The sequence below is a fragment of the Paenibacillus sp. FSL K6-4396 genome, assembly GCF_038002525.1.
In the GTDB taxonomy this organism is placed as follows: domain Bacteria; phylum Bacillota; class Bacilli; order Paenibacillales; family Paenibacillaceae; genus Paenibacillus; species Paenibacillus amylolyticus_B.
Genome location: NZ_JBBOCR010000001.1, coordinates 439,445 through 465,017, shown reverse-complemented (window position 1 = coordinate 465,017; position 25,573 = coordinate 439,445). Strand labels below are relative to the sequence as shown.

The window sequence follows — 25,573 nt, the reverse complement described above, 5'->3', positions numbered from 1 at the left end:
ATCAATCAAACTCCTTCTTCGTCCACTCGTCTTCCGGAATCGGCAGATCTTCACCCGAGAAACGTTGTTCCTTGAACGGATCGGCAAAATGGTGGAAACCATTCACTTCCCAGAATCCGTTACGGTCTTCTGTCATGAACTCCAAACCACGTATCCACTTCGCACTCTTCCAGAAGTAAAGTTGTGGCACAACCATACGCAGTGGAAAACCATGCTTGGGCGTTAGTGGTTCGCCGTTATATTTGAATGCAAGCAATACATCATCATGCATCAATTCTTCGAGCGGTACATTTGTCTCGTAATCATGATCCGCATGGATCATGACGTATTTTGCTTCCGGCTTAACCCCCAGAAGTTTCACAAAATCCGAGAAGCGAATACCTTCCCACGGCGTATCGAATTTCGACCAGCGGGTAACACAGTGAATATCACTTACCGTGTTCACCTGAGGCATCGCCTGCAACTCGGCCAGGGAGAACACCTTCTCCTCTTCCACTTCGCCGAATACTTTCAGGTCCCATGTGGACAGGTCATATTCCGGCACTTCCCCTTCATGCAGAATCGGGAATTTCTCCGTCAGCATCTGTCCCGGCGGCAGCCGATCTCCGTGATCATTGCTTGCTTTGGGTGCCGGGGTTTTTCCTTTTTTCAAACGTTCAGCCTTGTTATGCAAGTGGAATTCCTCCTTCTTCTTCTGCCTCTAGCATGGGCATTCAGGAATTAACGCGAGCTTCCGCCCGCTTTCAGTGCATCTTGTGCATAAGTGCGGTCTTTGAAAAAGAACATCGCGACCAGCGTTACAATATACGGCAGCATCAATGTGAAATGGGTTGGCAAGGAGAAGCCTTGCAGACGAATACTCAATGCTTCCATGAAGCCAAACAGTACACTGGAGCCCATCACGCCAAGCGGATTCGCTTGCCCCAGCATCGTTGCCACCAGCGCGATAAAGCCACGACCAGCAGTCATGCCTTCGGTAAACATCGTCACCTGACCGAGCGACAACTGTGCGCCAGCCAGAGCACACAACACACCGCACATCAGAACGGCACCGTACTGGATGCCGCGTACCTTGATCCCGATGCTCTGTGCTGCAATCGGGTTCTCACCGACGGAGCGCAGGCGGAAGCCGGATACACTTTTGAACAGATAGAATTGCAGTCCAATCACGAGCACAATACCGAGGTAGACCAAGGGACTATGTCCCGATAATACATCGCCCACCCACGGGATGTCTTTGATCAGCGGAATATCCCACTTGGGAAGTCCAACCATGTCCTTGTCGTAGTATGCACCTTTTACATCAAAAATCGCACGCAGTGCAAAGGTCGTCACCCCCGCAGCCAGGAAATTGAGCGAGATCCCGACCACGATGGCGTTGGCCTTGAGATTAATACTTATAAAGGCAAAGAGCGCCGAGAACAACATGACGATAATAATGGAAAAGAGTACAGCCAGCAGCACATTGCCAAACAGATAATTACCGACAATGGCGGAGAACGCACCAATCAAAACCAGTCCTTCAAGACCCACGTTGAACAGACCGACACGGGAACATAAAGCCCCACCGAGCGCTGCAAGCAGGATTGGAGTCATAATCCGCAAGGTTGAGCCAAACATGGCTGCATCAAACAGTTGTTGCATTGGACTTTTTCTCCTTTCTCCGCTTCAGGAATGAATAACCGATCTGAGCTGATACAAATAACGTCAATACGGCCTGGATGACACTGCCGACTTCCAGCGGCACATCCGTGTTCCGTTCCATCCCCATGGCACCTGTCTGTAACGCAGCCAGCAAAATAGCTGCTACAGCTGTACCAAGTGGATGCGAGCGGGCAAGCAGCGTGGCCATAATGCCGCTCCATGCATAACTTGCCGATGACAACGAGCCATCAAGGAAACGGTACTGTGTACCCAGCACTTCTCCCGCACCTGCCAGTCCAGCAAGTCCACCACTAATGACCATGGACAGCATCATCATGCGAATGCGACGAACACCACCGTAGGTTGCAAAGGACGGGTTGCTGCCGAGCATGCGGATCTCGTAACCCGTCACCGTTTTGTGAGTGAACCAGTAGATCAGCATAGCCGCGACAATGGCAATGATGAAGCCAGCATGCAGTCCCATGCCCTGGAACAACTTCGGCAACCAGATACTTTGGTCAATCATGGGTGTCTGAGCCATCGCTGCTGATCCAGTCCGATCCTTGAATGGATAGGAGACCATGTATCCGCCAAAATAAATGGCAATATAGTTAAGTAGTAAGGTTGTAATCAATAAGTTCATGCCGAAACGAGCATCCAGCCAACCTGCAAACAGAGACCAGATTCCCCCGGCAACAATACCTGCCACAATCGCAGCAATACACACAAACCAGCCTGGTCCTGGCAGATAGAGCGCCGTGAGCGCGGCACTGAGCCCGCCAAGAATCATCTGGCCTTCGGCTCCCATATTGAAAAATCCGGCCCGGAATGCCAAGGCTACGCCAAGTCCCGCCAAGATGATCGGTGTGGAACGAGCCAGTGTATTGGTGAAGAAGTAGAAGTTGCCGAAGGCCCCTTTCCACATCTCCGCATACGTATCCACCACATTACCGCCAACAATCAGAATCGCCACAGCCCCTGCAATCAGACCGATGAATACGGCAAGCAGCGGCTGTACGAGTCCGCGAAGTGTTTCTTTTACCCGATTCATATCCGCTCTTTCCCTCCTGCCATTAACAAGCTGATCTGTTCCTCAGTTGCTTCCTCTGCTCTCAGTTCCCCGGCAATTTCACCTTCATACATCACAATAATGCGATCCGATAATTGCAAAATCTCAGACAATTCCGATGAAATGAGCAGAATACCCGCACCTTCACTACGTTTGCGTAGCAATTCGGCATGAATCGTCTCCATCGCTCCGATATCCACACCACGGGTTGGTTCGGCTGCAATCAGAAACGGTGTATCCTGTGCAAATTCACGAGCGGCAATCAGCTTCTGCAAATTACCTCCGGACAGAAACTGCGCCTTGGTCTCCGCAGATCCCGTCTTGATGCTGAACTGTTTGATCCAGCTCTCTACCATCGTTCTTGCTGCTTTCGCTTTGATAATGCCACGTGACTGCAAGCGATGATGATGGCCCATCAGTCCGTTTTCGCGAACACTCGCATCCTTGGCTGCTCCCCACATGTAACGATCTTCCGGAATATGAGCAAGTCCATGCTCCCGAATGCGCCGTACAGGCCAATTGGTTGTATCCTGCCCGGAGAGCACAACGCGACCACTGTCTGCCTTACGCAGTCCTGCAATGACCTGAATTAGTTCCGACTGGCCGTTACCCGAGATGCCTGCTATACCAACAACCTCGCCTTTTCGAACTTCCATGTGGATATCCTTGAGCGCCGAACGATCCTTTGCTCCAGACAGATTAACCCCCTCCACCTGAAGAACGGCTTCTGCTGGAACCGATGGCTGCTTGTCCATACGCACAAGTTCACGACCAACCATTAGACGAGATAATTCCTCCACATGTGTATCCTTGGCTTCCAGCGTTCCAGTCACCTGACCATCTCGAAGCACCGTGATCCGGTCGGCTACATCCATGACTTCTTGCAGCTTGTGGGTAATTAGTACAAAGGTTTTGCCCAGCTTGGCGAGTGATTTCATGTTCGCCAGCAGTTCTTTTACTTCCAGCGGCGTCAGTACCGCCGAAGGTTCATCCAAGATAATGATGTCTGCACCCTGATGCAGCACCTTGAGAATTTCAACACGCTGCTGCATGCCAAGCGGGCACTCGGATACTTTTTTCCACGGGTCCACCGGCATACCATATTGTCTGCCAAGCTCGTTCACCTGGGCCGCTGCCTTTTTGCGGTCAAATGTACCTGCCTTAGCTGGCTCGCGTCCGATCACGATGTTCTCCGCCACCGTAAAGGAAGGGAACAGCATGAAATGCTGGTGCACCATACCGATGCCACTTGCCATCGCCTGGGACGGCGTAGCGAAGCTCACTTCGCGTCCACGGACTTTGATTGAGCCTGACGTAGGCTGTTCCATGCCGTACAACATACGCATCAAGGTTGTTTTACCTGCCCCGTTCTCACCTACAAGGGCATGAATCTCCCCCTCACGCAAATTAAAACGGATGTCACGGTTAGCGGTGAAGCCGCCGTATTTCTTGGTAATGTGCTCCATCTCCAACAGCATATCTCGCGTTCGCTCCTCTCGGTCTCGGTCATTTAATAGCAGCAAAACCGGCTGCCTGATCGGGCAGCCGGCTGATCATTTCCATTACTCATTCATTGAAAAGAACATTCAAAACTATTGTTGCAATGGATCTTTGACTACGATTTTGCCGGATACGATATCATCCTTGATTGCTTTCACTTTGTCGATCACTTCTTGTCCAACAAAAGCATTCAGCGGAGATTCGCTATCACGTGTAACGTAAGTCAGGCCCACACCGTCTTCTTTCAAGCCGTAGTTCACTGCACCTGCTTTGAAATTGCCTTCTACAAAATCTTTCACGGTCTCATAAGCAACCGTATCGGTTGATTTCAATTGAGACAATACGATATGTTCCGGGTCTTCAACCGTACGGTCCGTATCCTGACCTGAAGTATAGAAGCCTTTTTCTTTCGCTGCTTCGAACACACCCAGATCACCTACAGCGGATGCGCCAGCGATGAAGTCAGCGCCTTTGCCAAATTGTACGAGTGCCAATTCTTTTGCTTTGGCCGGGTCATTAAATCCACCTACATAATTCACAAGGAATTCAGCATCCGGATTCACGGATTCCAATCCCGCTTTGAAACCTTCTGTATATTTCTTGATCAGTGGTACGTCCATTGCTGCGATCATGCCGACTTTGTCTGTTTTGGTGGACAATCCAGCAGCTGCACCGAGCAGGTACGCCCCTTCATATTCACGGAAACCAACGCTACGTACGTTAGGCAGATCCACGGTTGTATCTACAATTGCAAAGGACTTGTCCGGGTTTTCTGCAGCGACTTTCTTCAATGCATCCTCTGCCTGGAAAGTTGCTGTAATAATCAGATCATAATTCTCGGCAACCGCAGCACGCAGATTTTGTTCAAATGCTGCCGGGTCTGTCGATTCAATCGTCTTGGTGTCTACTTTGAATTCTTCGCCTGCTTTTTTGAAGCCTTCATCCATCTGTACAAAGAAAGGGTTAACCCCTATTTTTTCGGGAAGTACGAGGGCCATCCGAAGAGATTTCTCCGAATCACTGCCTTGGGCGGATTGTTCGTCTTTGGAAGCCGAATTCCCACAAGCTGCCAACAAAATAGCCAACATGATGATCGATAAGACGAACGATAAACCTCTTTTCATTTTGAAAATACCCCTTTTCAATATTCTTTTTTCTTATCCTAGCGGATACTGTCGATCCTTGTCAATAAATCTTTGAGCGTATACACTCAATTAGAATATATTTGATGATTTGCTTTCTACCAAGCTTTGGAAACCGCTTTATAGCAAGCTTTTTTTCCATTGACATCCAGCGCGTCTCCGTGCTAAAGTCAATCCAATTATTCTATTCTGATAGGATTTGTCAGGATTATAACCGAAAGCTACTTATTTTCCAACCCATTTTAAGGAGGCTATTCATTTGAAAAAAATCACCCAGATCACGTTGGCGGCCCTACTCGCCGCTCCGGTAACACTCGGCAGCCTTAGCTTGCCCGCTTCCGCTTCTGCAGCATCTGCAACTCCGGCTAAACCCACCACCTCACAAAGTGTCAAAGGACCAGTAGCTCAGGCGCCAGTTGCCTATACGGAAAGCGCAGCGGATTTTGCTCAATTCTTGCAAGCGAAATACAACATTCAATTGCCGCAACAGATGACCAAAGGTGATTTCATTCAAGCCATTGCAGCCATCACGGAAGCAACTCAAGCAAGTGACAGTGAAGCCAAAGCTCCTGTCTTTACCGATCTGGCCTCGGGTGATTCTTCTTATGACGCTGCCGTTTCCTTATTCAATAGTGGGGTTCTTACAGGTACAGAAGTACGTGCCAAGGATCAACTGAGCACTTATACTGCCGTCTTCATCGCGGTGAAAGCAGCCGGATTCAAGGAACTCGCTTATACATATCCCACAGAGAAAACGGCCAAAGCACTTGCCAAAGTTGGCATTAACCCGAACCGTGTTCAGGGACAAGCCGCACAGGAACTGGCTGCAGCGATTGATACAGGCCTGATTCCCGAAAGCTTATACCCCGCTCTCCTTAAGGGTGGCATAGCAAGTAAAGATTTCGCTGATACTCTGCTTGGACGTGTATTGGTCAGTCAAGGGAAATACAAACATGAGATTGGGCGTTCCGGCGATGCGGACATCTATTCCAAACTGTATGCTGCATATCGCACAGCGGATCTGATTGAATCACCTGAGCTGAGAAAGATTGTGGATCAGGCCCTGCGAGATGATCTCGTAACAGGTTATAATCTGAAGGATAGCCGCTTTGATTCCAACTTTATCGATGAACTGACACTTACCTACGGCCACGATAATATTCAACATGCTGTACAGTTGGTTGGTTTGTTGCGTAGCGAAGGTATTGATGCTGATGTGCAATTCCAGCCGAAGACATCTGCCTTCATTTATTTGAAGGAATGGGGAGAGCCGAAGGAAACGCCAGACTATAAAGTGACACAGATCGAAAACGGCAACTATATCGCTTCTGCGAAGGAATATGATATTCAGTTCGAGTTCAACAATGTGGCAGACAAGGTCCGCTTCAATGATATTGTTCTGAAATATGCCAAGAAGAACAGTGACAGTACATCTCCATTGATTCTCAATTCCTGGTGGCAACCACTTTATTACTCACCAACTGCATTGGCCAGCTATCCGGTCATTTCCAATAATAAGATCGCGCTTGGCAATTACTATGCTCAGTCCTTCTCTCTGAAGGAAAATGCCAAATCCATTCGGGAAGGTTTCCTAAAGCTGGCTCCTGATGCGGACATTTCGACGTATGACTTCTGGGTGGACCAGCCCTTCTTCAACTATCTGAACGGTGGATCTGAATAAAATAAATTCCGTCTCCAACCGAATTAAAGCTCGTATTTTGCCATTATAAGCAACCGTCTTCACCGAATTTTCCAGGGTTTTCGACCCCTAGATTCGTAAAGGCGGTTTTTTGCTCAGCATTTTGCGAATTTCTTCTACAAAATCATTTTTCTCATGCAGGAATTACCAATATAAGGTCGAATCCTTTATGTACACAAACACGCAATCATATTGCATATCTCCGCACGAACAGGAGTTACTCCATGGTATATGACGGTATTCTACTAGGCTTAATCGTTGGTTTTTTTCGGGGAGGGTTGCGGCATGGGCTCAACCAGTTTGCAGCACTCAAGCTGCGAAGCGGCTGGATTTTCCCTGTATTGTTGCTAATCCAGTTCTTTATTTTCTATCTCCAGGAACGATTCGAATGGGTGGCATCCATTAATGGATATCTCTTTGCTGCCGTCTACATCACAGGGCTCGCTTTTCTGTGGCTCAACAGACACCATACCGGTTTCATGCTCATCTGGATTGGGGTATTTCTCAATTTTGCCGTTATGGCTGTAAACGGTGGGCGCATGCCTGTTTCTGTGGAAGCCTCCGCTGTACTGGGACCCTACTATGTAGACATGCTACGGGAAGGCGGCGCCGTATCAAAGCATTTTATGATGGATGCATCTACACATTTGCCTTTTCTCGGTGATATCATCCCACTCTCAAGCCCTTATCCACGGACTCAAGTCATCAGCATCGGTGATGTGGTCATGAATATTGGCATATTCCTTTTTATCCAATACATGATGGTGAATCGGGACAAAAAGGCTGTACAAACCGCTAAAACTCATCAGGCTTAAAGAGAACCAGGTAGACTCCAAGGAAGGGAGGTCTTCTCCATGAAAAAATTTGAAGGTGTGAAATATTCCCGCATTGTCATCAACGCAATCATCGTGGCTTCTGTCGTTGTAGCATTAACCTCGGGATACAAGCTGGGCGGCTAGTATCCATACCGCCAAACAAGACAAACAGGCTGCCAGCGGCCTGTTTTTTCTTTCTGGATTTTTGCCAGGCAAATTGGTATGTTAAACATCTATATAATATATCCCAATACAAGAACAACAATTATATATTGAACTGAACATTTGTAAGTGTTAATACCCATCAGCTCAATTTATATACACATCAAGAGTAGACTAAACCCAAGCAGGAGATTTTTTATGAACTTTATTCGTAACCTTATCCATAAGGCAGATCGAAGCAGTCTGTATGTTATTTTGCTTAGCTGTACCGGGATCGGTGTTTTTCTGTACATGAACAAGTGGTCTTATCTTCATCTAACCACGGCGGATTGGGTTATGGTCTACACCATGCTGGGTGCGGCGTTAATTCTGGATTACTTCACGTTCCAGATCCCACCCAAAGGCAATCAGCAATCCATGGATTCATCGGTATACCTTGCCTGTATATTCATGTTTGGCGGAGCTTTCAGTTTATCTGTACTGCTTCCTGTCTCCATCATCCTGTTAATCAAAGAGCGCAAGCTAACCTGGTGGAAACACATTGTTAATTTCAGCATCTACAGTCTCATGATTACGGGAGCAGCTGCCGTGTTTGATTGGACTGGCGGGCAATCGGGAACGCTGGACGGCTATAACCTGATTCCTTATTTTGCAGCGCTCGCAGCCTACTTCATCATCAACACGATCACACTTGGCTTATTCTTTCATTTCTCAACAAAGGATGCATTACAGCAGATGAAGCGGGCATTCGTTACCGAATCCCTGCTGGTTTATTTATGTACTCTGATTCTGGCGCTAGTATTGACGATTCTGGTTGTGCACAATGGCGTACTCGGTCTGTTGTTGTATCTGAGTCTCAGCATTCTGCTCTCCCATGCATTCAAGCAGTTGTTTGTCATGTATCAGAGCATTGAGGAGAAGGCGAACACGGATCAACGCACAGGTCTGTTCAACCATAGTTATTTTGAAAGTATGTTGGAAAATGAACTAACTACCGCTCGTACGCAGGGAACACCGCTCTGTCTGGGACTTATTGATATCGATGATTTCAAAAAGTATAACGATCGGTTTGGCCACCTACAAGGTGACAGTCTGCTGGCCCTGCTGGGGGATTTTCTGATGCGCAAGACGGAAGGCACACCTGTTACCGCTTTTCGTTATGGAGGGGAAGAGTTCACTTTGCTCATGCCAGGCATGGAGCTGGACGAATCCTACAGGTTCATGAACAAGCTGCGTAAACAATTGAACGACACGCCATTTGAAGGCGTTGAAGTGTTTCCACATGGTTGTCTCTCCTTCTCTGCTGGCGTCGCGCCCTATCAGGTGGATATGTATAACAAATCCCAGCTCGTGGATCAGGCGGATAAAGCACTGTATTATGCGAAGAAACAGGGCAAGAACAACGTGCACCGCCACGGCAGCAATGATGGTATGGAACATGAGATTGATCTGGTACAGGACGTTCGTGACATCGAGCAGCAGCTCAATCTGTTCAGATACAAGGATATGGATACGTTCAAACATTCCAAACGGGTCTACAAATATGCACTGGATATCAGTGAATTGCTCGCACTGGACAATGCGGAGAAGCGTCGTTTCGTGCTGGGAGCACTGATTCATGACATCGGCAAACTGGAGATTCCCTGGTCCATTCTGAACAAGAAAGACAAGCTCACCGCAGAAGAATGGGAAACGATCAAGGGACATGTCACCTGGGGCAAAAAAATGGTGATCACGAACGATCGCTTCGCCGATCTGATTCCGTATATTGAACTTCACCACGAGCGCTATGATGGCAAGGGCTACCCTTACGGCCTAAAGGGTAACGAGATTCCCCGGCTGTGCCGGATGCTGACCGTGATTGACTCCTTTGATGCCATGACGACAGAGCGGCCGTATCAGGAAACCAAGAACGTGGAAGAAGCGATTCGGGAGCTACGCGCATGTTCGGGTTCACAGTTCGATCCGGAGCTTGCCGAGTTATTCATTCGGTATATTGAGAAAAGAACCGCTCAGCAACAGTTGCTGTAAGATAAATGGGGCTTTTGTATAGGCTCTTAAAAAATCAAAGCGCTATCCCCGGTCTGATCGGAGATAGCGCCATTTTCATTTTCATGGAATGAATCGTACACCAGACATCTTCATTCTCGTGCAGATTCTACATTAAGATTTGGTATTCAGTTCATGTGAGGTCTGATGCAGCTCTTTGATCATCTGCTGCAAAAACATGTTGTCTTGGCGACTGATACCGTGCTGATTGTCTTGAACAAGCATCTGGTGAATGTTCTTTTTGAGCAATTCACTGCGACGTTCCAATACTTCTTGACTCATGTTGTTGCTTCACTCCTTAACATGTTTTGTAATGAATTCACGTTCTATATAAGTATAGAGGACCTTCTCCAATAGGGAAAACGGACTCAGCCTTCCTCAGCTGGATACACCAACCCTCACCTAGCGTGACAACATTTCACCCCTTGTCGTTCTTAGATATCCTTCTAAATACTCCCTGATCCTCCCCAGCTTTCTCCAAAGGCACAGACTAGGGTCTTGGACAAGCATGCGTTATAATGGTCCCATCCCTGTATAAATAAAGTACCTAAATAAGCTAATCCTAGATCAAAGGAGTTCTGCATTCATGTCCTATAAACAAATTAAATGGATGATTCTGCTGATCCCCACATTCACGGTTGGCATCTGGGAATACATTCGTCATCAGTTTCTGATGCCATACCTTTCGATGGACGCTGGAAACTGGTTAACACCCGTCATCGTTTACCTCGTCAGCGTGACGCTGCTCAGCCGATTGTTCCGCATGCTCGAAGGTGCCAGGGCTGCTCTGGAGCAGGAACGTGCAGCGAAAGCAGCCCTGGAAGCTCGTGACCAATTGGCAAGAGAACTTCACGACGGCATATCTCAGTCTCTTTTCCTGCTGTCAGTGAAGACCGATAAAGCCGGCCGTAGTCTGGCAGGGAGCGGACATGAGCATGAGATCCAGGAGATTCAAAAAACCGTGCATGAAGTCAATACATATGTAAGGCAAGCTATTGCACAGTTGCGTTTTGTTCCTTCCTCTACGGTAACATCAGAAATTATTTCACTGCATGCGCAGGTGGAAGTGCTCGTCAAAGAAACGGTACCCGGTGCACAGATTCATTGGGACCTAAGGGGTGTAACGTTCTCTTCCAAGGAGCAAGTGGAACTGCTCGCCTGTATCCGGGAGGGGTTACTGAATGTACGCAAACACGCGCAGGCTACCCGCGTTCAGGTTCATGCGGAAGGTAATCCAATTGCCTGGTTCATCTATATTCAGGATAATGGGAATGGACTAAGCGGAGATCCTCTTCATCTGAAGGATCGGTACGGACTGCGAATTACGAAGGAGCGTGCTGCCGAGATGGGTTGGTCTTTTACCCTCGATTCAAGACCAGGGCATACACGAATGACGATAGGAAAGGAGCATGCTTAATATGGAACATGTACGTGTATTGGTTGTTGATGATCATGCGCATGCGCGTGAAGCGATCTGTAGCATTTTATCCGAGGACAGCCTGTTTGAAGTGATTGGTACAGCTTCGAATGGACAGGAAGCGCTGGAACTCACTGGGCAATGGATGCCCGACCTGATCCTGATGGACGTGCAGATGCCGGGCATGGATGGGCTGGAAGCCACCCGTCAGATCAAGCTGCGATTCCCTTATGTTATTGTTGTTATGGTCACGGTATCGGATGATGTGACGTTTCTGTTCGAAGCACTGAAACAAGGCGCTCAAGGCTATTTGCTCAAAAATCTAACACCTTCCACCTGGCTTGAATACCTGCGCGCCATCGTCAGTGACGACGCACCGCTCAGTAAGGAACTGGCTTACCGGATTTTACAGGAGTTTCCCGCACCACGCAGTGAAGATGTGCAAGATAACCCGCTAACGGCGCGGGAGCTTGAGATTCTGCAATGGGTATCCGCGGGATATACCAATCGGGAGATCGCCGATCAACTCGGTATTTCAGACCAGACGGTGAAGAATCATCTAAAAAACATTTTGCAGAAGCTCCAGCTGGAAAACCGGGTACAACTCACCCGCTATGCGCTAGAGAGCGGGCTTGCGGGACGTAAACTTCGCAAATAGCGTGGCTTCGTAGCAATATGTGAATGGTAGCATAAACTTATCCCACACCAATATGAGATTTGTAACATAAGACGAGATGGGTGCTCTGTACCATACACATTCATGCTTTTGTCACAATTATGAAGACCAAATCGTTTTTTTATAGCCCAATGTAGTCATACGCAGTCATTTTGGACAAAGTTATAATGGGATAGATTGTGTATAAAGGACCCGGATTGACTACAAATCTATAACCTGAGGGTGATGATTTTTTGATTTTGACAAGCTTTACCCTGAAATGGGGCAAACGGCACTGGGCATTGGTCATCAGCCTGTTGCTTGTGTGCTGCCTTGTTATGCCACAGTGGGCATCTGCCCATGCCTATATTGTTAAGGCTTCGCCAGGAGAGAACGAGATCCTCGTAGCTGCTCCGGAGCGGCTGACGCTGGAGTTCAACGAATCCTTGCAGACGGCCTTTTATGATATCAAAATTACCGGACCTGACGGTACTCAGGCAGATGACGGAACCGTACAGATCGATGCGGATCACCCTCATATTCTGGAGACTGGCCTGCGGGCTGGACTCGGGAACGGGACTTATGCCGTCAACTGGAAAGCTGTGTCTGCCGATGGACACCCAATTCAAGGGGCATATGTTTTCCATATCGGTGAACCATCCGGTTCTCCTGCCGGACTAAGTGATCTTACATCTGGTTCCGGTTCAACAGGTGGGCCCCTGAAATGGATCGTATCCCTGACAGACTGGATTCAGTATCTCGGATTGTCTGTCATCCTGGGGACACTTGCATTCTTGCTGCTGCGAATTGCACCAACATCCATGACAAGAGAACCTATAGACGTTCCGGGTAGCTACAGATTGTTATGGATCAGCTATGCTGCCGCTTCCTTTGCCGCTCTGGTCAGCCTGCCACTGAATACGTTATATGAATCTGGTGTGGCTCTCAGCGAACTAAGCTGGGCACTGATCGGGAGTGCGCTCAAACTGACATCTTTTGGTCAGATCTGGATGTTACAGATGCTCATTGTAATGTTATTGGCCGTCACGATTCTCTCCGGATATGATCGCGATCGATCCATCCGTGCTCGCATCTGGTCTTCTTACGGCTCACTCGTGCTCGTGCTTGGATGGCTGTTCACTCATGCCATGACGGGACATCCGGCTGCGGCGGATCAACGTGCTCTCGCCATTGCCATGGACTTCGTGCACCTGATCGGTGCCGCTTTCTGGATTGGTGCATTGACTGCCATGGCGATATGTCTGCCTCCACTCGCCGACAAGCTGCCTTCGAAGGTGCGAGGAGAAGTCTACTGGACTGCCATACGTAGATTCACCGCTTGGGGGATCGGCGCCGTAGCCGCTCTGGTGGCTACAGGAATATACAGCAGTCTGATTATTCTACCAGCGCCTGTACTGACCTCCTTGTTCACTACAGCCTATGGTCTTGTGCTGATCGGCAAGATCGTGCTGCTAATTGTGATGGTTATCTTGGCATGGCGTCATGCGCGACTCGCTAGAGCAGCAACGGGGAGCAGATTGTCCGGCAGCCTGAAAGTCGAGCTTGCTACTGGTGCTGTAATTCTTGCTCTTGCTGCCGTGCTGACACATCTGTCTCCAGGACAACCGACGGCAGTTGGACCGTATCAGGAGACAAAGACTACAGATGATGGCTCGGCGATCACACTTCAGGTGAGTCCCAATGTGACGGGAGAGAACCAATTTGAAGTTGATGTGAAACGTGCAGATGGCAGTATCGTTAATGATCTGGAACAGATCACACTGTCACTCACACATCTGGATATGGATATGGGGATCTATGAGATCACCATTCCGAAAAACGACACCGGTGTGTACAAGGCTGAAGATTACATCTCCATGCCTGGACGTTGGAATATCAAGGTACACCTGCTAACCAAATCGCTGGATGCACTGGATGCCGAATTCGAGATCGACACTGCCAAACCATAGTTACACAACGTTGATATTAAAAAGTGATCCAATCTAAAATCAGTGTTTCTACGAACTGCAAATGTAGTGAAGGGAACGAAATTGATTCTGGAGAAGCGAAGCACTCGCCTTTATTCCCGGATTTCAACCTACTAAATATTAAATGTACTAATGTTTACACTGAAACGGAGAGGACAGAAAAAACCTGAAAAAGCGGAGCGATCGCCTAAAAGCTTTCTGAAAGAAAGCTGCTTCGGAAGCATATGCTATCACCGGATTTTCCCTTTGAGAAAAGGAAATCAAAAAAATCTGGGGATAACAGCGATTGGAGGGTTATTCTGTCATCGGAGTGTATGTGTAAATCAAATTTAGTTAAATTTTGAAATTCCGGGAATAACGGTGATCGAAAGAACAATTCGTAACCGAAACGGCCTTTGCAGAACGTAGACACTCATTTAAGAAAATGGGCCGCATCATATATGATAAGAACTGAGAGGGGTTATTTATTTTGAAGAAAACATCATGGATTTCCAAACTAACATCCACTATCGCAACAGGTACCGCAGCATTTATGCTATTTGCCGGATTCGCTAGCGCGCACGTTACCGTTAGCCCATCCGTTGCACAGACGAGCGCATGGCAGACGTACACGATTAAGATTCCATCCGAGAAAGAACTGCCTACAACCAAAATCACCATGAAAGTTCCGGAAGGTGTTGCATTCAAGCAATATCAACCACTGGCAGGCTGGAAAATCACCACAGAGAAGAACGATTCCAATGAAGTAACATCAATTACGTGGGAGATTGACGGCGATAACGAAGGCATTCTGGCAGGACAATTCCAGCAGTTCAACTTCGTTGCACAGAACCCTAAGTCTGAAGCTGAAGTAGCTTGGGATGCCTTCCAATACTACAGTGATGGCAGCATCGTAGAATGGACAGGCCAACCAAGTGATGCCAACCCGCACAGTATCACAACGATTAGCGAAGATCCGGCTGCTGCTGGTAATGCTGCGGCAGGTGGAGGTCATGCCAACGATGGACATGATAGTGCAGGTACAGAAGCAGCCACTGGGGATAATGCAGCTACCGACGATAGCAAAGCAAACGATGACACTACGTTGGGCGATGCACTCAATGACACCGTTACAGGTGAACCAAACAACACGGATACAGACCCGGGTACACTGAAGCTTCAACAAGCAACGTTGATCGTATCCATCCTGGCTCTGATTCTGTCCTTCCTGGGAATCGCGTTGGCTACACGTCGCAAAAAACGTTAAGAACGATATGCAGCACGCGATAACTTGAGATAACTAAGAAGCCTATGACATACGGGATCAACCCCGATGTACCATAGGCTTCTTTTTGTCTATCCATGCTGAGTGCCATCCGCAATATGGCATCAGCCAACCACTCTTTTAGCGTTCCTGATCCGTCTGGATCATAATTTCGATATATTGCAGCAAGCTTTTCTTCTGCATTTCGATGGATTGAATACGTTTGGACAGGCCCGCAAAAAACTCTTCAATCTGCTGCCTTGTATAATCAGCAGACTGCCCTTTCCAATCGTTCAGGCGACTGTATAGCGCCCTCGCTTCCTGTTCATCGGCTTGCAGACGGGCAAGCAGCTGTGTCAGTTCTTTTTCCGCAATCCGAAGATCATTCAATTCCACCAGCAATTGTCCACCCACTTGCGTTCCCTCCCCCATGTACGTGATAGCGACACTAACCAACCTGGTTCCTAATTAAAATGAACCGGACTCTCGTCCGCCTGCCGGAAGGCATCTGCTTTCTCATCGATAAAGTTCAGGAACTGGCTGGTATGTTTCATATGCCATGTGCTAAGTTCTTGAATCGACGCGTCCAGTTGGGTGACAATGGGCTCCAGCCTGCGACTACGGCTTGTATGCAGGTATTGAGCCATTCGGCTTCGTACCTGATTCAGCTCAGCATTACATTGCTGTGCATTTTGCTTCCACCGGGAGGCGACACTTTTCAGTTCTTCTGGCGTTACCTGAATCAAGCCGGATGCACCTGCCCCAAGAGCCATACCACCGCCAGACCTGAAACCTAACGGACCGAGGTTCTTGCTGAACGGCCCCATGTGATCCATAAGGCGTGGTGAATAGCGGACTCTCTCTCCAGTAATCGGATCATACAGATCATTGGATATGTATCCATTTTTGAAATTATATTGATCCAGACTGTGATAGTTCTCTCCGCCAAATGAGTTCTTGGCTTTATCGATAATGCCCACTCCATCGTTTGCATCCTCATAATTGGAATTAATGTAGTACGTCGATCCCACATGCCGATCATATCCGCCCAGCGTTCCGCTGGCTACCAGATCACTGGGATTGGCATAGTTCACAACCTGCCCGTCGAACTCACCCGCTTCAGCCCGGCGACGCATTTCTGGCGTCAAATTGCCCATTACCGATGGTGCACTAAACGTTACGGCTGGAATTCCGGTATAAGCAGAAGCATATTGTGCATTTCCCCCGCCCAAGGAATGTCCGGTCATCGAGAAATTCAGATCTTTATGCTTGTTCTGCATGTGACTTGCGTAGTCTTCGGATTGATACATCTGATTGGCCCAGCCTGTAGGGGAAACGGTTTTTTCAATATCTTTAACGCGATCACCGGTCCAGTTCTCCACGTCTCTTACCCTGTCACCAGCCCAATTCTCCACTTTGGATATGCCCGTAAAATCCTTGACGCCTTGCACACCTTTGTCGAGCCAATCCGGCGTAAGATTATCAACAAAATTCCCGGCCTCCTGCTGGCCCTTACGAATCAGTTCTCCGCCCCCAATGCGGCCATCCATGACAAAGTCAGGTACAGAGCGATCCAGGGACGCACTTCCTTCTGTACCTCGATAAGCAATGACCGCTTCCTTGGTCTCAGGATTATAAAATGTTACGGCATCAAAACCGGAAAGTTTGTTACTTTCCGTCCCTTCAAGGACCTCCCATCCGGGAAGTTCCGTTAATTTGTCTCCAGCCTTTTGATCCTGATAGGCCAGATCAGACATCGTTTTATACGTTTCATCATCAATGTTGGACCCGTTACTCAATAACTACACCTCCCTTTATTTAGCGTATGGATCATGTCCCTTGGCCATCATCACTTCTTCAATCTCAGGGCTAATGACCAGGTTCTTGGTTACCTTCTTTTTGTAGTCATACGAAATGCCAAAACTCTGATCTTCGTGATCTTTCACATGGCCTTTCAGCCCAATCTGGGACACTGCCATCTCCGGCAACAACTCTTTGCTTGTAATCACAACATCCAGCTCGAACTTCTGCTTGAAGTGCTGAATTACGGTTGCTTCAGCTTCCTTGTATAGCGCTTCCTTCTCACTTGCATTCATGTTCTGACAACCTCCCAGAAATATAGTCAACACCATCATTAGTGTGAATAAACCCTTCAACCATCCTGCACGTTTAATACGGATTCCTCCTCTGGGTAGAATCAGGGTGTTCACCATATGTGAAGCACACCCTATTCATCTGTTACCTGCATCATAGTACAAAATCAACATGAGCCATATCGGCTAACAGAATCGTTTTCATGTAACTTTCTTCCTATATGATTCATTCAGGGTACTTTGGTGTACATTACCCCGTTTCCTAATTCTTGCAACAGATACACGATAATTTTCCTATGCAAGACAAAAAGAGCCTGCTCTTGGTTAGAGCGGCCCTCCTTTTTACCGTACTTAATGTTCCTACTCAAGCACCATCCGCAGAGCGGTCAGCGCAATCCCGATAATAAATCCGGTAACGGCTCCGTTGATCCGAATCCACTGCAGATCCTGCCCCACCTTATCCTCAATCATTGAGATCAAGGAGGCATTGTCCATTTTGTCCACATTTTCTCGTACCAGTTTACCGATTTTGGAATGATTTTTCTCCAACAGTGTTGTGACGCCATCTACGATCTTGGCATTCATGCCTGTCATCAACTCGTCATCTGCCCGCAGATCAACCAATACCCGCTCAATGGCTGGCAGTGCATACGTATCTACATACTGTCCATCTTCCATCGCGGCGAGCGCCTTGTCTCTCAGTTCGGTGAGTTTGTTCAGCATCGTTTCCTCTGCGTTCCAGCCCTCCAGCATGTTGTTCTTCCAGCTGTTGATTCCATCTTGCATAGCCTCACTCATGGCCAGACGCACCGTCTGGGTACGTACCATATCAAGCACCTTATACCTTAGAGCGCTGCCTTCACGTTTCATATCCTCTACCCGATCGAAGAGATATCCTTGTAAAATGCCACCCAGACGCTCCTCGTTCATATAACCAAGGAACGCATTCATCGCAAACTGCATCAATCCGTTCATTTGAATGCCGCTGATCGCTTTCATCCCGCTTTCACCCAAAAACATGATCGTCTCGGGTTTAACCAGCCACTCCTCAGCTTGCTTCAGTCCATAGTCCAGCGCTTTGGCATCGTAACCCCGCTCTGTCATCTGATGGGCAGCCCGCTCCAGAATCGGACCCAGATCAAAAGCGCCCGCCTGTGACTTGATCTCAGCCGCTACGAGTGGAGCAATCTGCTCTAACGGCAGACCAGCCAGAATTCGTTTGCAGAGCGTATCAATCATGGTCTTGATTCCGTCATTGTGAAGCTCACGTGTCAACGTATCGAGCACTGTCTCTGCTGCTTTGAAATCTGCAATTTTCTCGGTAATGCTGTCTTTGTTGAGCAAGTTATTCTCTACTGCGGAGACCAGACCTTCCGTCATTTTATCCCGATTTTTCGGCAGCAATGCCGTGTGTGGAATGGGAATGCCGAGCGGGTGCCGGAATAATGCGGTAACGGCGAACCAGTCCGCAAGTCCACCCACAAGTCCCGCTTCAAATGATCCTACCAGCAACTTGCCCACGGGAACGCCCTGGAACGGCAAGGATGCAGCAAATCCTGCTCCCATTACCACGAGAGACCAGGCTGCTGCTTTTTTGGTTTGTTTAGGTTTAGCCATTGTATTCTTGCTCCTTTATCGTTAGTCGTACGGTCTGGTCTGTACCCAATTCCGTACTTCGTCTGTTCTTATGTAAACTCTCCAATTACAAAGTCTTGACTTCCATATTTCGTATACTTCATCTTATCACCCACAAGCGTCAAAACCAAACCTCTGGTTGAAGAAAAAGGATAATAGCGGTGTTTACGTCGTAAACGTACCGCTCCCTTTTCCTATACCAGGAATAATTTAGTATAATCAATCATAACGGCCCTTCGATATCGATTGGCTGCTGAACAGCAGGGTAATTACATAGTGGAACAATGAATCAATCAGAGGAGGAATTTCGGACCATGAAACACGTGCAGGACACAACCACGCTCTATAACGGAGTCAAAATGCCATGGCTAGGTTTTGGGGTATTCAAAGTTAAAGACGGAGACGAAGTCGTTCATGCTGTCAAAACAGCCATTCAAGCTGGTTATCGTAGCATCGACACAGCCAAAGCGTATAACAACGAAGCAGGTGTCGCTCAGGGTATTCGTGAATCTGGAGTAGCTCGTGAGGATCTGTTCATTACCACTAAAGTATGGAATAGTGATCAGGGATATGAATCCACGCTAGCTGCCTTCGAAGCCAGCATGGAACGACTCGAGCTGGAGTATCTGGATCTCTATCTCATCCACTGGCCGGTTAAGGGCAAGTACAAAGATACATGGAGAGCACTGGAGAAACTCCATAAAGAAGGACGCATCCGAGCGATCGGTGTGAGCAACTTCCAGATTCACCATCTGGAAGACTTGATGATCGATGCCACGGTCAAACCAGCGGTTAATCAGGTGGAGCTTCACCCACTTTTGATTCAATCGGAGCTTCGTGAGTATTGCAACAAACATCAGATTCAGATCGAAGCCTGGTCTCCGCTCGGACAAGGTCATCTGATGGATCATCCGTTACTTCAGGACATCGCCGCCAAATACAGCAAATCCCCCGCACAAGTCATTCTGCGCTGGGATCTGCAGAACGGCATCGTGACCATACCAAAATCCGTCACGCCTGAGCGTATTCGCGAGAACGCCGATCTCTACGATTTTGAGTTAACTCCGGAAGAAGTAGAGCAGATTAACGGACTGAACGAGAACAAACGCTTTGGTTCCGATCCCGACAACTTTAATTTTTAATATAAACATCATAATTCGATTACACCCGCCTTCGATCTCAGAAGAGCGGGTGTTTTGTCATGTGATGTTATAGGCAATCTATTCGTAGTTAAGAATGGAGGCGAGGACAGCTATTCAGTACCGAATCTGTGCCCAAAAAAAGTTTTTTTGACAGTTTAGAACTATTTGATCTCCTCATCAGTCTAACGAGTGTAAAGCGAACTCAAGCACTTATATAGAATCCAGGCCTGGAACGAGCGGTGACTTGAATATTTAGGTTTATCATGGGGGGATCAGGAGTGATAAGACTGAACCATAGAAAGACAAAAGAAGAACAGTTCAGCGAAAAAATAACAGAGATTCAAAATAAATTATATCGACTGGCATACTGCTATGTTAAAAATGAACAAGAAGCGCTGGATATCGTATCCGAAGCGGTCTATAAAGGGTTCATCGCTTATGGAAAGATGGACTCCATGACTTATTTTGATTCCTGGATGTCACGAATTGTGATTAACACAGCGATAGATCATATTCGACGCAACCAGCGATTTACCTATATGGAGGATCATGCGCAGGAGTTTGTGGCTCCAGAGCGAGGGGCATCCGTGGAAGAGAAAATGGATCTGTATGATGCACTGGATCGACTCGTACCCGAAGATAGAGCCTACATTATATTAAAGTTTTTTGGTAATATGCGTTTTCGAGAGATCGCTGAAGTGCTCTCCCTGTCAGAGAATACCGTGAAGTCAAAATTCTATCGGATTATCAACAAATTAAAAATGGATTTAATCGAAGGAGAGGTTGGAGATCTATGACTAGTAAAGAACGTTATGAAAACATTGAAATTCCAGCTCAACTTCCAGATGTTATTCATCGTGCCCAGCAAAAGGCTGCCGCTCGCAAAAGCTCATCCCGTATCATTCGCTACGCTTCCAGTTTGGCAGCATGTGCCGCTTTGCTGCTCATTATCAACATTCCTACTGTCGCAAACGCCATGGTCAAAATACCTGTGGTCGGAACGATTGTTCAGGTCCTTCAATTCGGCGATGGCGGCAAGATTACGGATGGGGTAACCGTAGATTCAGAAGCAACTGAAAATACGCTTAAAATTAATTTTAGCACCGACGAGCAAGATCAGACTAATGATGCACCCCATTATAATGTGGTGCACAAAGAAGCACCGAATCGTATCCTCTTCACGTTTAGCGGTGCACGTTACATGGATATAGAGAAAGTCAAAGCCGACTTCATGACTCAGCCTTTAGTAAAAGATGTATATGGTTCCATGATTTTAGACGACTCTTCCGTCGGATTCGTAGTTGTTTTAAAAGAAGGGGTACAGTATGCCGTAACGGAATTCAAGAACCCTGGATACCTGGAAGTGAAACTGACTTCCGATGGCAAACCGGTCACACCTCGGAAGGTATACTCTCTTCGCACAGAATCAATGCCTTTTGGAGAATCGATGGGTATAATTAAAGAATCCTATCCGGATGAGGACATCTCTTTCCTCAAAACGTCCACTGGTGAGTTTACAGCAGTTATTGGAGAATATCTTACCGCTGAAGAAGCTGAACAGAAGCTCAAAGAACTCGCCGGGCAACCGGATTATCATGAGGAGTTTTATGTGGACAGCTGGATGAGTAACGAGAATCCCAAATGATCCGTCATCGCTAAAAGTGATGCTGATCCAAAAGGGAATGATCTATCCCTGAACTAGGCATAGACCTCAGCATACTTAATACGCTCAATCCCAAAAAATCCCGATTCGGATGCTCTGAGCATCTCCAATCGGGATTTTCACATATCAAAACCTATTCGCTTTTGGATACCAGCTTGAAATCATCAAAGTGGAAACCTGGCGCAACTACGCAAGTGACCAGTACAGGCTCATCACCCAACGGGCGTGCTGTCTGCCATACGCCGGCTGGAACGAGCACCTGTGGTGATTGACCTGCAGCAATATCCATACCCAGAACAAGAACTTCCTCGTTCTCCGGGTTCTCTCCGTTGCCGCCCAGCTTCAGTTCAACTGGACTGCCGCTGTGCCACAGCCAAAGTTCATCGGACAGAACCGTATGCCACTCGGAGATTTCATGTGCGTGTAGCAGGAAATACGTGGAACTTGCCGAGAATCGTGGGCCGGAGTATGTATCCGGCAGAACGGACTGTGGAATCTGATAAGATGCCTTCCATTCTTCCTTATACCAACCGCCTTCAACGTGAGGCTGCATATTAAGCGCAGCAACCAATGGCGATAATTCATGTGTCGTCATAACCTGTTTCCTTCCTTCTACATCATATTGGAGACACTCCTTAACCAGAGTTTCGCCTCTCTCCCCCTACTCTAAAACATCATTCAAGTTTTGTCACCTTGACAGCACATATGGGCCATGCCAGATTCGGTCTCACGGTATTTTACATATGATTAAAGAAATATTTCATTTCCAATGATAGCGTTTACAAAAAGATGGATGTTCCGTTATGATATGGATATCGTTGTTAATCCGTGAAGCAGAGGGGAGCTGTACCATGAGTCTCATAGAAGATCGGATTGGACCCAAATATCGAATCGGTGAACATTCATTTACCATTGAACATATGCGCAGACATGATGGGAACGGTATGCCTCAGCCTCACGCTCATCCATTCTACGAACTGTATTACCTGCTTGAAGGTGAACGCGTTTATTCCATGAATGGTCAGATACTGTCTGCCCGCAAGGGTGATTTTATTCTGATTAACCCAAACGATGTACATAGCACCTCCAAAGGAAGTATTCCTGGCTTCGAACGGATTTTAATTGGTTTTTCTCCTGCTTTTGCAACGGGGATGGAGCTTGGCATATGTGGTCTGTTGCCTTTTAATTGTTCAAGACTCCTTCGACTGCCTGAAGCGGAACAGCCCGAGATGGAGCGTATATTGTGGCAGATGCTGCAAGAATGCAAAGAGCGACGCCCTCACTATGAGATTGCGGTCAGAAGTCTGCTTGCCCAACTTTTGATCCGTATTCATCGGGTGGAGGAGGATATTCGGCAATCATGCCCCGGTCCTTTGCATCCGATGCAGGACAAAATCAGTGAAATCGTTACATATGTGAACAGCAACTACACCCAACCACTTACGCTGGAGGGTGCAGCAAATCGTTTTTATATCAGTCCATCCTATCTGAGCCGAATGTTCAGCCGTTTTACCGGGTTTCGGTTTAGCGAATATTTGCGTGTTGTTCGTGTCCGGGAGGCACAACGAAGATTGCTGTCCACACAAGAGCGTGTCCAGATGATCGCTGAGAAGGTAGGATTTGAGCATACGGCTCATTTTAACAAAACATTCAAACAGGTTACCGGTACAACACCGCTGCGCTATCGCAAGGAACACCGGTAGATCATCAGATAACTTCATATAAAAGCCGAGTGGGTAGCCTCGCTCCAGAGTTTACGTACTCCTTAGTATCAAAAGGCATTGCGATTACTGGATCTATGGCTACGCCACTACGGCTGAATTGGACCAACTTGTATAAACCTACTACATACCTTTTACCTGCGAATGATCACGCCACTTCGTACTTCAGGACCCACAGAGATCTGACGACCTTCAGTTTCTGCATCGCCTTCACGACATACAATGCCTGCGGACTCGTGTCCAGTCACCATCAGAAGTCGGCCATCTGCACCTTTGCCCTGAATGCTCTCTAATTCGGCCCCTTTACACTGGTGCAAATGAACCAACGGACCTTCGGTGATCTGCGCCTGCAATTCCGCGATATGCAGATGTTTTGCATGAGCACATTGGATACCACTGCGAGCTTGCACGTTGTAACGTTGGATGATCACCCCATCCAAAGGCAGTTCCGGCAATCCACTCACAAGCAACGCAGTGTCAGCACCGGCACAGACCACATCCGATATTCGAATATCCCGGAACACCGGCGTCTCTTCGCTAATCTCCTGAGACAGATCACTGCCCCGGGCAGACCCTTCCTGATTTGCATAGAAAAAGGAAAACGAGATGGCTTCCATAATGATATCTTTCATATATATGCGCTCAATCTGAATGTCCTCAACCACTCCGCCGCGCCCACGTGCGCTTTTGAAGCGAAGTCCAATGTCCGTGCCGATAAACGTACAATCCGACACACGCACATGCCGCACACCGCCGGACATTTCACTGCCAATTACAAACCCGCCATGACCGTGATACACCGTGCAATCCCGAATGGTGATGTACTCCGATGGCAGACCCAGTTCACGGCCTTCGGCATCCTTGCCTGATTTCAGACAGATCGCATCATCACCGACATCGAATACACTATTCTCCACTACCACATGACGACAGGATTCAATGTCCAGCCCATCTCCATTCTGAGAAAACCACGGATTCCGCACACTCACGTTACGAATGGTGACATGCTCAGATGCCCAGGGGTGCAGATTCCATGCAGGCGAGTTCTGGAACGTTGGACCGTCCAGCAATACCCGTTTACATCTCCGTAAACTGACCATGTTGGGACGTAAAAAGTCTCTGACTTTTTCATAGGCAGCGACATCACGTACCTGCTCCTCATGCAATCGATTCGCGATAGTGCCGCCCTCAAGTGCAGCTGTGGTAGGCCACCAAATTTTTTCATCTCCGCCGGATTGCTCTACAACACCACCGGAAGCGACCAATTGGTTCCATTGTGAAGTGGTCATTTTGGAGCGTTTTACCGGACGCCATGCCTCCCCGCCCCCATCCCATATCCCCTCACCAGTAATCGCAATATCCTCCAGTTGATCTCCATCGATCGGGGATTGGCAGCGTACCACCTGCCAGCCTTCGAAGCTTGATGCAATTAATGGGTATTGATCAAAATCTCGGCTAAATGTAACCAGTGCCCCTGCTTCCACATGTAGTTCGATACGGCTGCGCATTACAATCGGACCTGTGAGCCATACCCCGGCAGGAATTACGATTCTTCCACCTCCTGCTTCAGCACACGAAGCGATGGCAAGTCGGAACATCTCCGTATTATCTGTTACGCCGTCTCCAACAGCTCCATAGTCTGTAAGCTGAAAATCCTGAGCAGGAATGACAGGCAAATTGGCTTCATAATCTCGAACATCGGACTGGGCACTTGCTCCTGTCGACATTGGGGAGTGATATGTATTCATCGTGCAGAATCATCCTCTCTACATGTAATGGAATTGTTATGGGATCAATACATTGCTTTTACTTTCCTTACTTGCGTTCAAACGGACGCTCTCTCGCTCCATCATATCAATGGCATGACATGTAGGGTTGAGCTTTCTTGCCATGTACACGTGGAACTTGATGCTATTTGTTTTGTTAATCAGAGTCA

The 25,573-nt window shown here is 47.7% G+C and carries 23 protein-coding genes; 11 read left to right on the top strand and 12 right to left on the bottom strand.

Going from position 1 to position 25,573, the window contains the following annotated elements:
- Window position 1: 1 nt before the first annotated feature.
- The 5 genes from MHB85_RS02225 to MHB85_RS02205 form a co-directional block, all read right to left on the bottom strand.
- Entirely contained in the window at window positions 2-673 is a 672-nt protein-coding gene (locus MHB85_RS02225) for a sulfite oxidase-like oxidoreductase (RefSeq protein ID WP_091018416.1), read from the bottom strand.
- Window positions 674-720: 47 nt separating this feature from the next.
- Window positions 721-1,644, bottom strand: a complete 924-nt coding sequence (locus tag MHB85_RS02220) for an ABC transporter permease (protein ID WP_076332630.1) — start codon at window positions 1,642-1,644, stop codon at window positions 721-723.
- Window positions 1,628-2,695 carry an ABC transporter permease gene (locus MHB85_RS02215; protein ID WP_341072292.1) on the bottom strand — a complete coding sequence of 356 codons (1,068 nt, stop codon included), beginning with the start codon at window positions 2,693-2,695 and terminating at the stop codon, window positions 1,628-1,630. The genes MHB85_RS02220 and MHB85_RS02215 overlap by 17 nt, the downstream gene beginning before the upstream one ends.
- Window positions 2,692-4,191 (bottom strand): ABC transporter ATP-binding protein, encoded by a 1,500-nt coding sequence (locus MHB85_RS02210; RefSeq protein WP_105601549.1) that lies wholly within the window; start codon window positions 4,189-4,191, stop codon window positions 2,692-2,694. Before MHB85_RS02210 ends, MHB85_RS02215 begins: the two co-directional genes overlap by 4 nt.
- Before the next feature lie 114 nt (window positions 4,192-4,305).
- Entirely contained in the window at window positions 4,306-5,337 is a 1,032-nt protein-coding gene (locus MHB85_RS02205) for a BMP family lipoprotein (RefSeq protein ID WP_017691014.1), read from the bottom strand.
- Window positions 5,338-5,614: 277 nt separating this feature from the next.
- On the opposite strand from MHB85_RS02205, the gene MHB85_RS02200 reads away from it, so the two are divergent.
- The 3 genes from MHB85_RS02200 (at window position 5,615) to MHB85_RS02190 (ending at window position 10,062) form a co-directional block, all read left to right on the top strand.
- On the top strand, window positions 5,615-7,036 hold the full coding sequence (locus MHB85_RS02200; protein WP_341072290.1) for a hypothetical protein: 1,422 nt from the start codon (window positions 5,615-5,617) through the stop codon (window positions 7,034-7,036).
- 242 nt (window positions 7,037-7,278) lie between these two features.
- The gene (locus MHB85_RS02195; RefSeq protein WP_091018409.1) at window positions 7,279-7,869 is read left to right on the top strand and encodes a DUF5317 domain-containing protein; all 591 of its coding nucleotides are present in this window, start codon (window positions 7,279-7,281) and stop codon (window positions 7,867-7,869) included.
- Between the two features lie 360 nt (window positions 7,870-8,229).
- Entirely contained in the window at window positions 8,230-10,062 is a 1,833-nt protein-coding gene (locus tag MHB85_RS02190; protein ID WP_341072289.1) for a bifunctional diguanylate cyclase/phosphohydrolase, read from the top strand.
- 132 nt (window positions 10,063-10,194) lie between these two features.
- Here the strand turns inward: MHB85_RS02190 and MHB85_RS02185 are convergent, their stop codons facing one another.
- Window positions 10,195-10,362: a hypothetical protein gene (locus tag MHB85_RS02185; RefSeq protein ID WP_017691019.1), complete on the bottom strand. Its 168-nt coding sequence runs from the start codon at window positions 10,360-10,362 to the stop codon at window positions 10,195-10,197.
- Window positions 10,363-10,666: 304 nt separating this feature from the next.
- Between MHB85_RS02185 and MHB85_RS02180 the strand changes: the two genes are divergently transcribed.
- From MHB85_RS02180 to MHB85_RS02165, 4 genes are all read left to right on the top strand, one after another.
- Window positions 10,667-11,497, top strand: coding sequence for a sensor histidine kinase (locus MHB85_RS02180; protein ID WP_091018405.1), 831 nt, complete (start codon window positions 10,667-10,669; stop codon window positions 11,495-11,497).
- A gap of 1 nt (window position 11,498) precedes the next feature.
- Window positions 11,499-12,155 carry a response regulator gene (locus MHB85_RS02175; RefSeq protein WP_036616682.1) on the top strand — a complete coding sequence of 219 codons (657 nt, stop codon included), beginning with the start codon at window positions 11,499-11,501 and terminating at the stop codon, window positions 12,153-12,155.
- A 257-nt stretch (window positions 12,156-12,412) separates the two neighbouring features.
- Window positions 12,413-14,122 carry a copper resistance CopC/CopD family protein gene (locus MHB85_RS02170; protein ID WP_341072288.1) on the top strand — a complete coding sequence of 570 codons (1,710 nt, stop codon included), beginning with the start codon at window positions 12,413-12,415 and terminating at the stop codon, window positions 14,120-14,122.
- A 487-nt stretch (window positions 14,123-14,609) separates the two neighbouring features.
- Window positions 14,610-15,386: a YcnI family copper-binding membrane protein gene (locus MHB85_RS02165; protein WP_341072287.1), complete on the top strand. Its 777-nt coding sequence runs from the start codon at window positions 14,610-14,612 to the stop codon at window positions 15,384-15,386.
- A gap of 138 nt (window positions 15,387-15,524) precedes the next feature.
- Here the strand turns inward: MHB85_RS02165 and MHB85_RS02160 are convergent, their stop codons facing one another.
- The 4 genes from MHB85_RS02160 to MHB85_RS02145 all read right to left on the bottom strand — a co-directional run bounded on the left by MHB85_RS02160 (window position 15,525) and on the right by MHB85_RS02145 (window position 19,093).
- On the bottom strand, window positions 15,525-15,797 hold the full coding sequence (locus tag MHB85_RS02160) for a hypothetical protein (protein WP_091018402.1): 273 nt from the start codon (window positions 15,795-15,797) through the stop codon (window positions 15,525-15,527).
- A 50-nt stretch (window positions 15,798-15,847) separates the two neighbouring features.
- Window positions 15,848-17,140 carry a lipase family protein gene (locus MHB85_RS02155; protein WP_445252956.1) on the bottom strand — a complete coding sequence of 431 codons (1,293 nt, stop codon included), beginning with the start codon at window positions 17,138-17,140 and terminating at the stop codon, window positions 15,848-15,850.
- A 57-nt stretch (window positions 17,141-17,197) separates the two neighbouring features.
- Complete coding sequence (locus MHB85_RS02150) at window positions 17,198-17,479, bottom strand: hypothetical protein (RefSeq protein WP_143786547.1); 282 nt, start codon at window positions 17,477-17,479, stop codon at window positions 17,198-17,200.
- 357 nt (window positions 17,480-17,836) lie between these two features.
- Entirely contained in the window at window positions 17,837-19,093 is a 1,257-nt protein-coding gene (locus MHB85_RS02145; protein WP_341072286.1) for a DUF445 domain-containing protein, read from the bottom strand.
- Window positions 19,094-19,425: 332 nt separating this feature from the next.
- On the opposite strand from MHB85_RS02145, the gene MHB85_RS02140 reads away from it, so the two are divergent.
- From MHB85_RS02140 to MHB85_RS02130, 3 genes are all read left to right on the top strand, one after another.
- Window positions 19,426-20,253, top strand: a complete 828-nt coding sequence (locus tag MHB85_RS02140) for an aldo/keto reductase (RefSeq protein ID WP_091018397.1) — start codon at window positions 19,426-19,428, stop codon at window positions 20,251-20,253.
- Window positions 20,254-20,531: 278 nt separating this feature from the next.
- Complete coding sequence (locus MHB85_RS02135; RefSeq protein ID WP_341072285.1) at window positions 20,532-21,050, top strand: sigma-70 family RNA polymerase sigma factor; 519 nt, start codon at window positions 20,532-20,534, stop codon at window positions 21,048-21,050.
- Window positions 21,047-21,898: a hypothetical protein gene (locus MHB85_RS02130; protein ID WP_341072284.1), complete on the top strand. Its 852-nt coding sequence runs from the start codon at window positions 21,047-21,049 to the stop codon at window positions 21,896-21,898. Before MHB85_RS02135 ends, MHB85_RS02130 begins: the two co-directional genes overlap by 4 nt.
- A gap of 151 nt (window positions 21,899-22,049) precedes the next feature.
- Here MHB85_RS02130 and MHB85_RS02125 read toward each other — a convergent pair whose 3' ends face one another.
- Window positions 22,050-22,511 carry a cupin domain-containing protein gene (locus MHB85_RS02125; protein WP_017691032.1) on the bottom strand — a complete coding sequence of 154 codons (462 nt, stop codon included), beginning with the start codon at window positions 22,509-22,511 and terminating at the stop codon, window positions 22,050-22,052.
- 256 nt (window positions 22,512-22,767) lie between these two features.
- Here MHB85_RS02125 and MHB85_RS02120 point away from each other — a divergent pair, with 256 nt between their 5' ends.
- On the top strand, window positions 22,768-23,619 hold the full coding sequence (locus MHB85_RS02120; protein WP_105601564.1) for an AraC family transcriptional regulator: 852 nt from the start codon (window positions 22,768-22,770) through the stop codon (window positions 23,617-23,619).
- A gap of 152 nt (window positions 23,620-23,771) precedes the next feature.
- On the opposite strand, the gene MHB85_RS02115 is transcribed toward MHB85_RS02120, so the two are convergent.
- Window positions 23,772-25,385: a glycoside hydrolase family 28 protein gene (locus MHB85_RS02115; RefSeq protein ID WP_341072282.1), complete on the bottom strand. Its 1,614-nt coding sequence runs from the start codon at window positions 25,383-25,385 to the stop codon at window positions 23,772-23,774.
- Window positions 25,386-25,573: the final 188 nt, after the last annotated feature.

Bases quoted from the DNA above. Each gene is read 5' to 3' on its own strand.
- MHB85_RS02220 (WP_076332630.1), bottom strand. From the start codon at position 1,644: ATGCAACAACTGTTTGATGCAGCCATGTTTGGCTCAACCTTGCGGATT.
- MHB85_RS02215 (WP_341072292.1), bottom strand. From the start codon at position 2,695: ATGAATCGGGTAAAAGAAACACTTCGCGGACTCGTACAGCCGCTGCTT.
- MHB85_RS02210 (WP_105601549.1), bottom strand. From the start codon at position 4,191: ATGCTGTTGGAGATGGAGCACATTACCAAGAAATACGGCGGCTTCACC.
- MHB85_RS02205 (WP_017691014.1), bottom strand. From the start codon at position 5,337: ATGAAAAGAGGTTTATCGTTCGTCTTATCGATCATCATGTTGGCTATT.
- MHB85_RS02195 (WP_091018409.1), top strand. From the start codon at position 7,279: ATGGTATATGACGGTATTCTACTAGGCTTAATCGTTGGTTTTTTTCGG.
- MHB85_RS02190 (WP_341072289.1), top strand. From the start codon at position 8,230: ATGAACTTTATTCGTAACCTTATCCATAAGGCAGATCGAAGCAGTCTG.
- MHB85_RS02185 (WP_017691019.1), bottom strand. From the start codon at position 10,362: ATGAGTCAAGAAGTATTGGAACGTCGCAGTGAATTGCTCAAAAAGAAC.
- MHB85_RS02180 (WP_091018405.1), top strand. From the start codon at position 10,667: ATGTCCTATAAACAAATTAAATGGATGATTCTGCTGATCCCCACATTC.
- MHB85_RS02175 (WP_036616682.1), top strand. From the start codon at position 11,499: ATGGAACATGTACGTGTATTGGTTGTTGATGATCATGCGCATGCGCGT.
- MHB85_RS02155 (WP_445252956.1), bottom strand. From the start codon at position 17,140: ATGTCTGATCTGGCCTATCAGGATCAAAAGGCTGGAGACAAATTAACG.
- MHB85_RS02150 (WP_143786547.1), bottom strand. From the start codon at position 17,479: ATGAATGCAAGTGAGAAGGAAGCGCTATACAAGGAAGCTGAAGCAACC.
- MHB85_RS02145 (WP_341072286.1), bottom strand. From the start codon at position 19,093: ATGGCTAAACCTAAACAAACCAAAAAAGCAGCAGCCTGGTCTCTCGTG.
- MHB85_RS02140 (WP_091018397.1), top strand. From the start codon at position 19,426: ATGAAACACGTGCAGGACACAACCACGCTCTATAACGGAGTCAAAATG.
- MHB85_RS02130 (WP_341072284.1), top strand. From the start codon at position 21,047: ATGACTAGTAAAGAACGTTATGAAAACATTGAAATTCCAGCTCAACTT.
- MHB85_RS02125 (WP_017691032.1), bottom strand. From the start codon at position 22,511: ATGACGACACATGAATTATCGCCATTGGTTGCTGCGCTTAATATGCAG.
- MHB85_RS02120 (WP_105601564.1), top strand. From the start codon at position 22,768: ATGAGTCTCATAGAAGATCGGATTGGACCCAAATATCGAATCGGTGAA.
- MHB85_RS02115 (WP_341072282.1), bottom strand. From the start codon at position 25,385: ATGAATACATATCACTCCCCAATGTCGACAGGAGCAAGTGCCCAGTCC.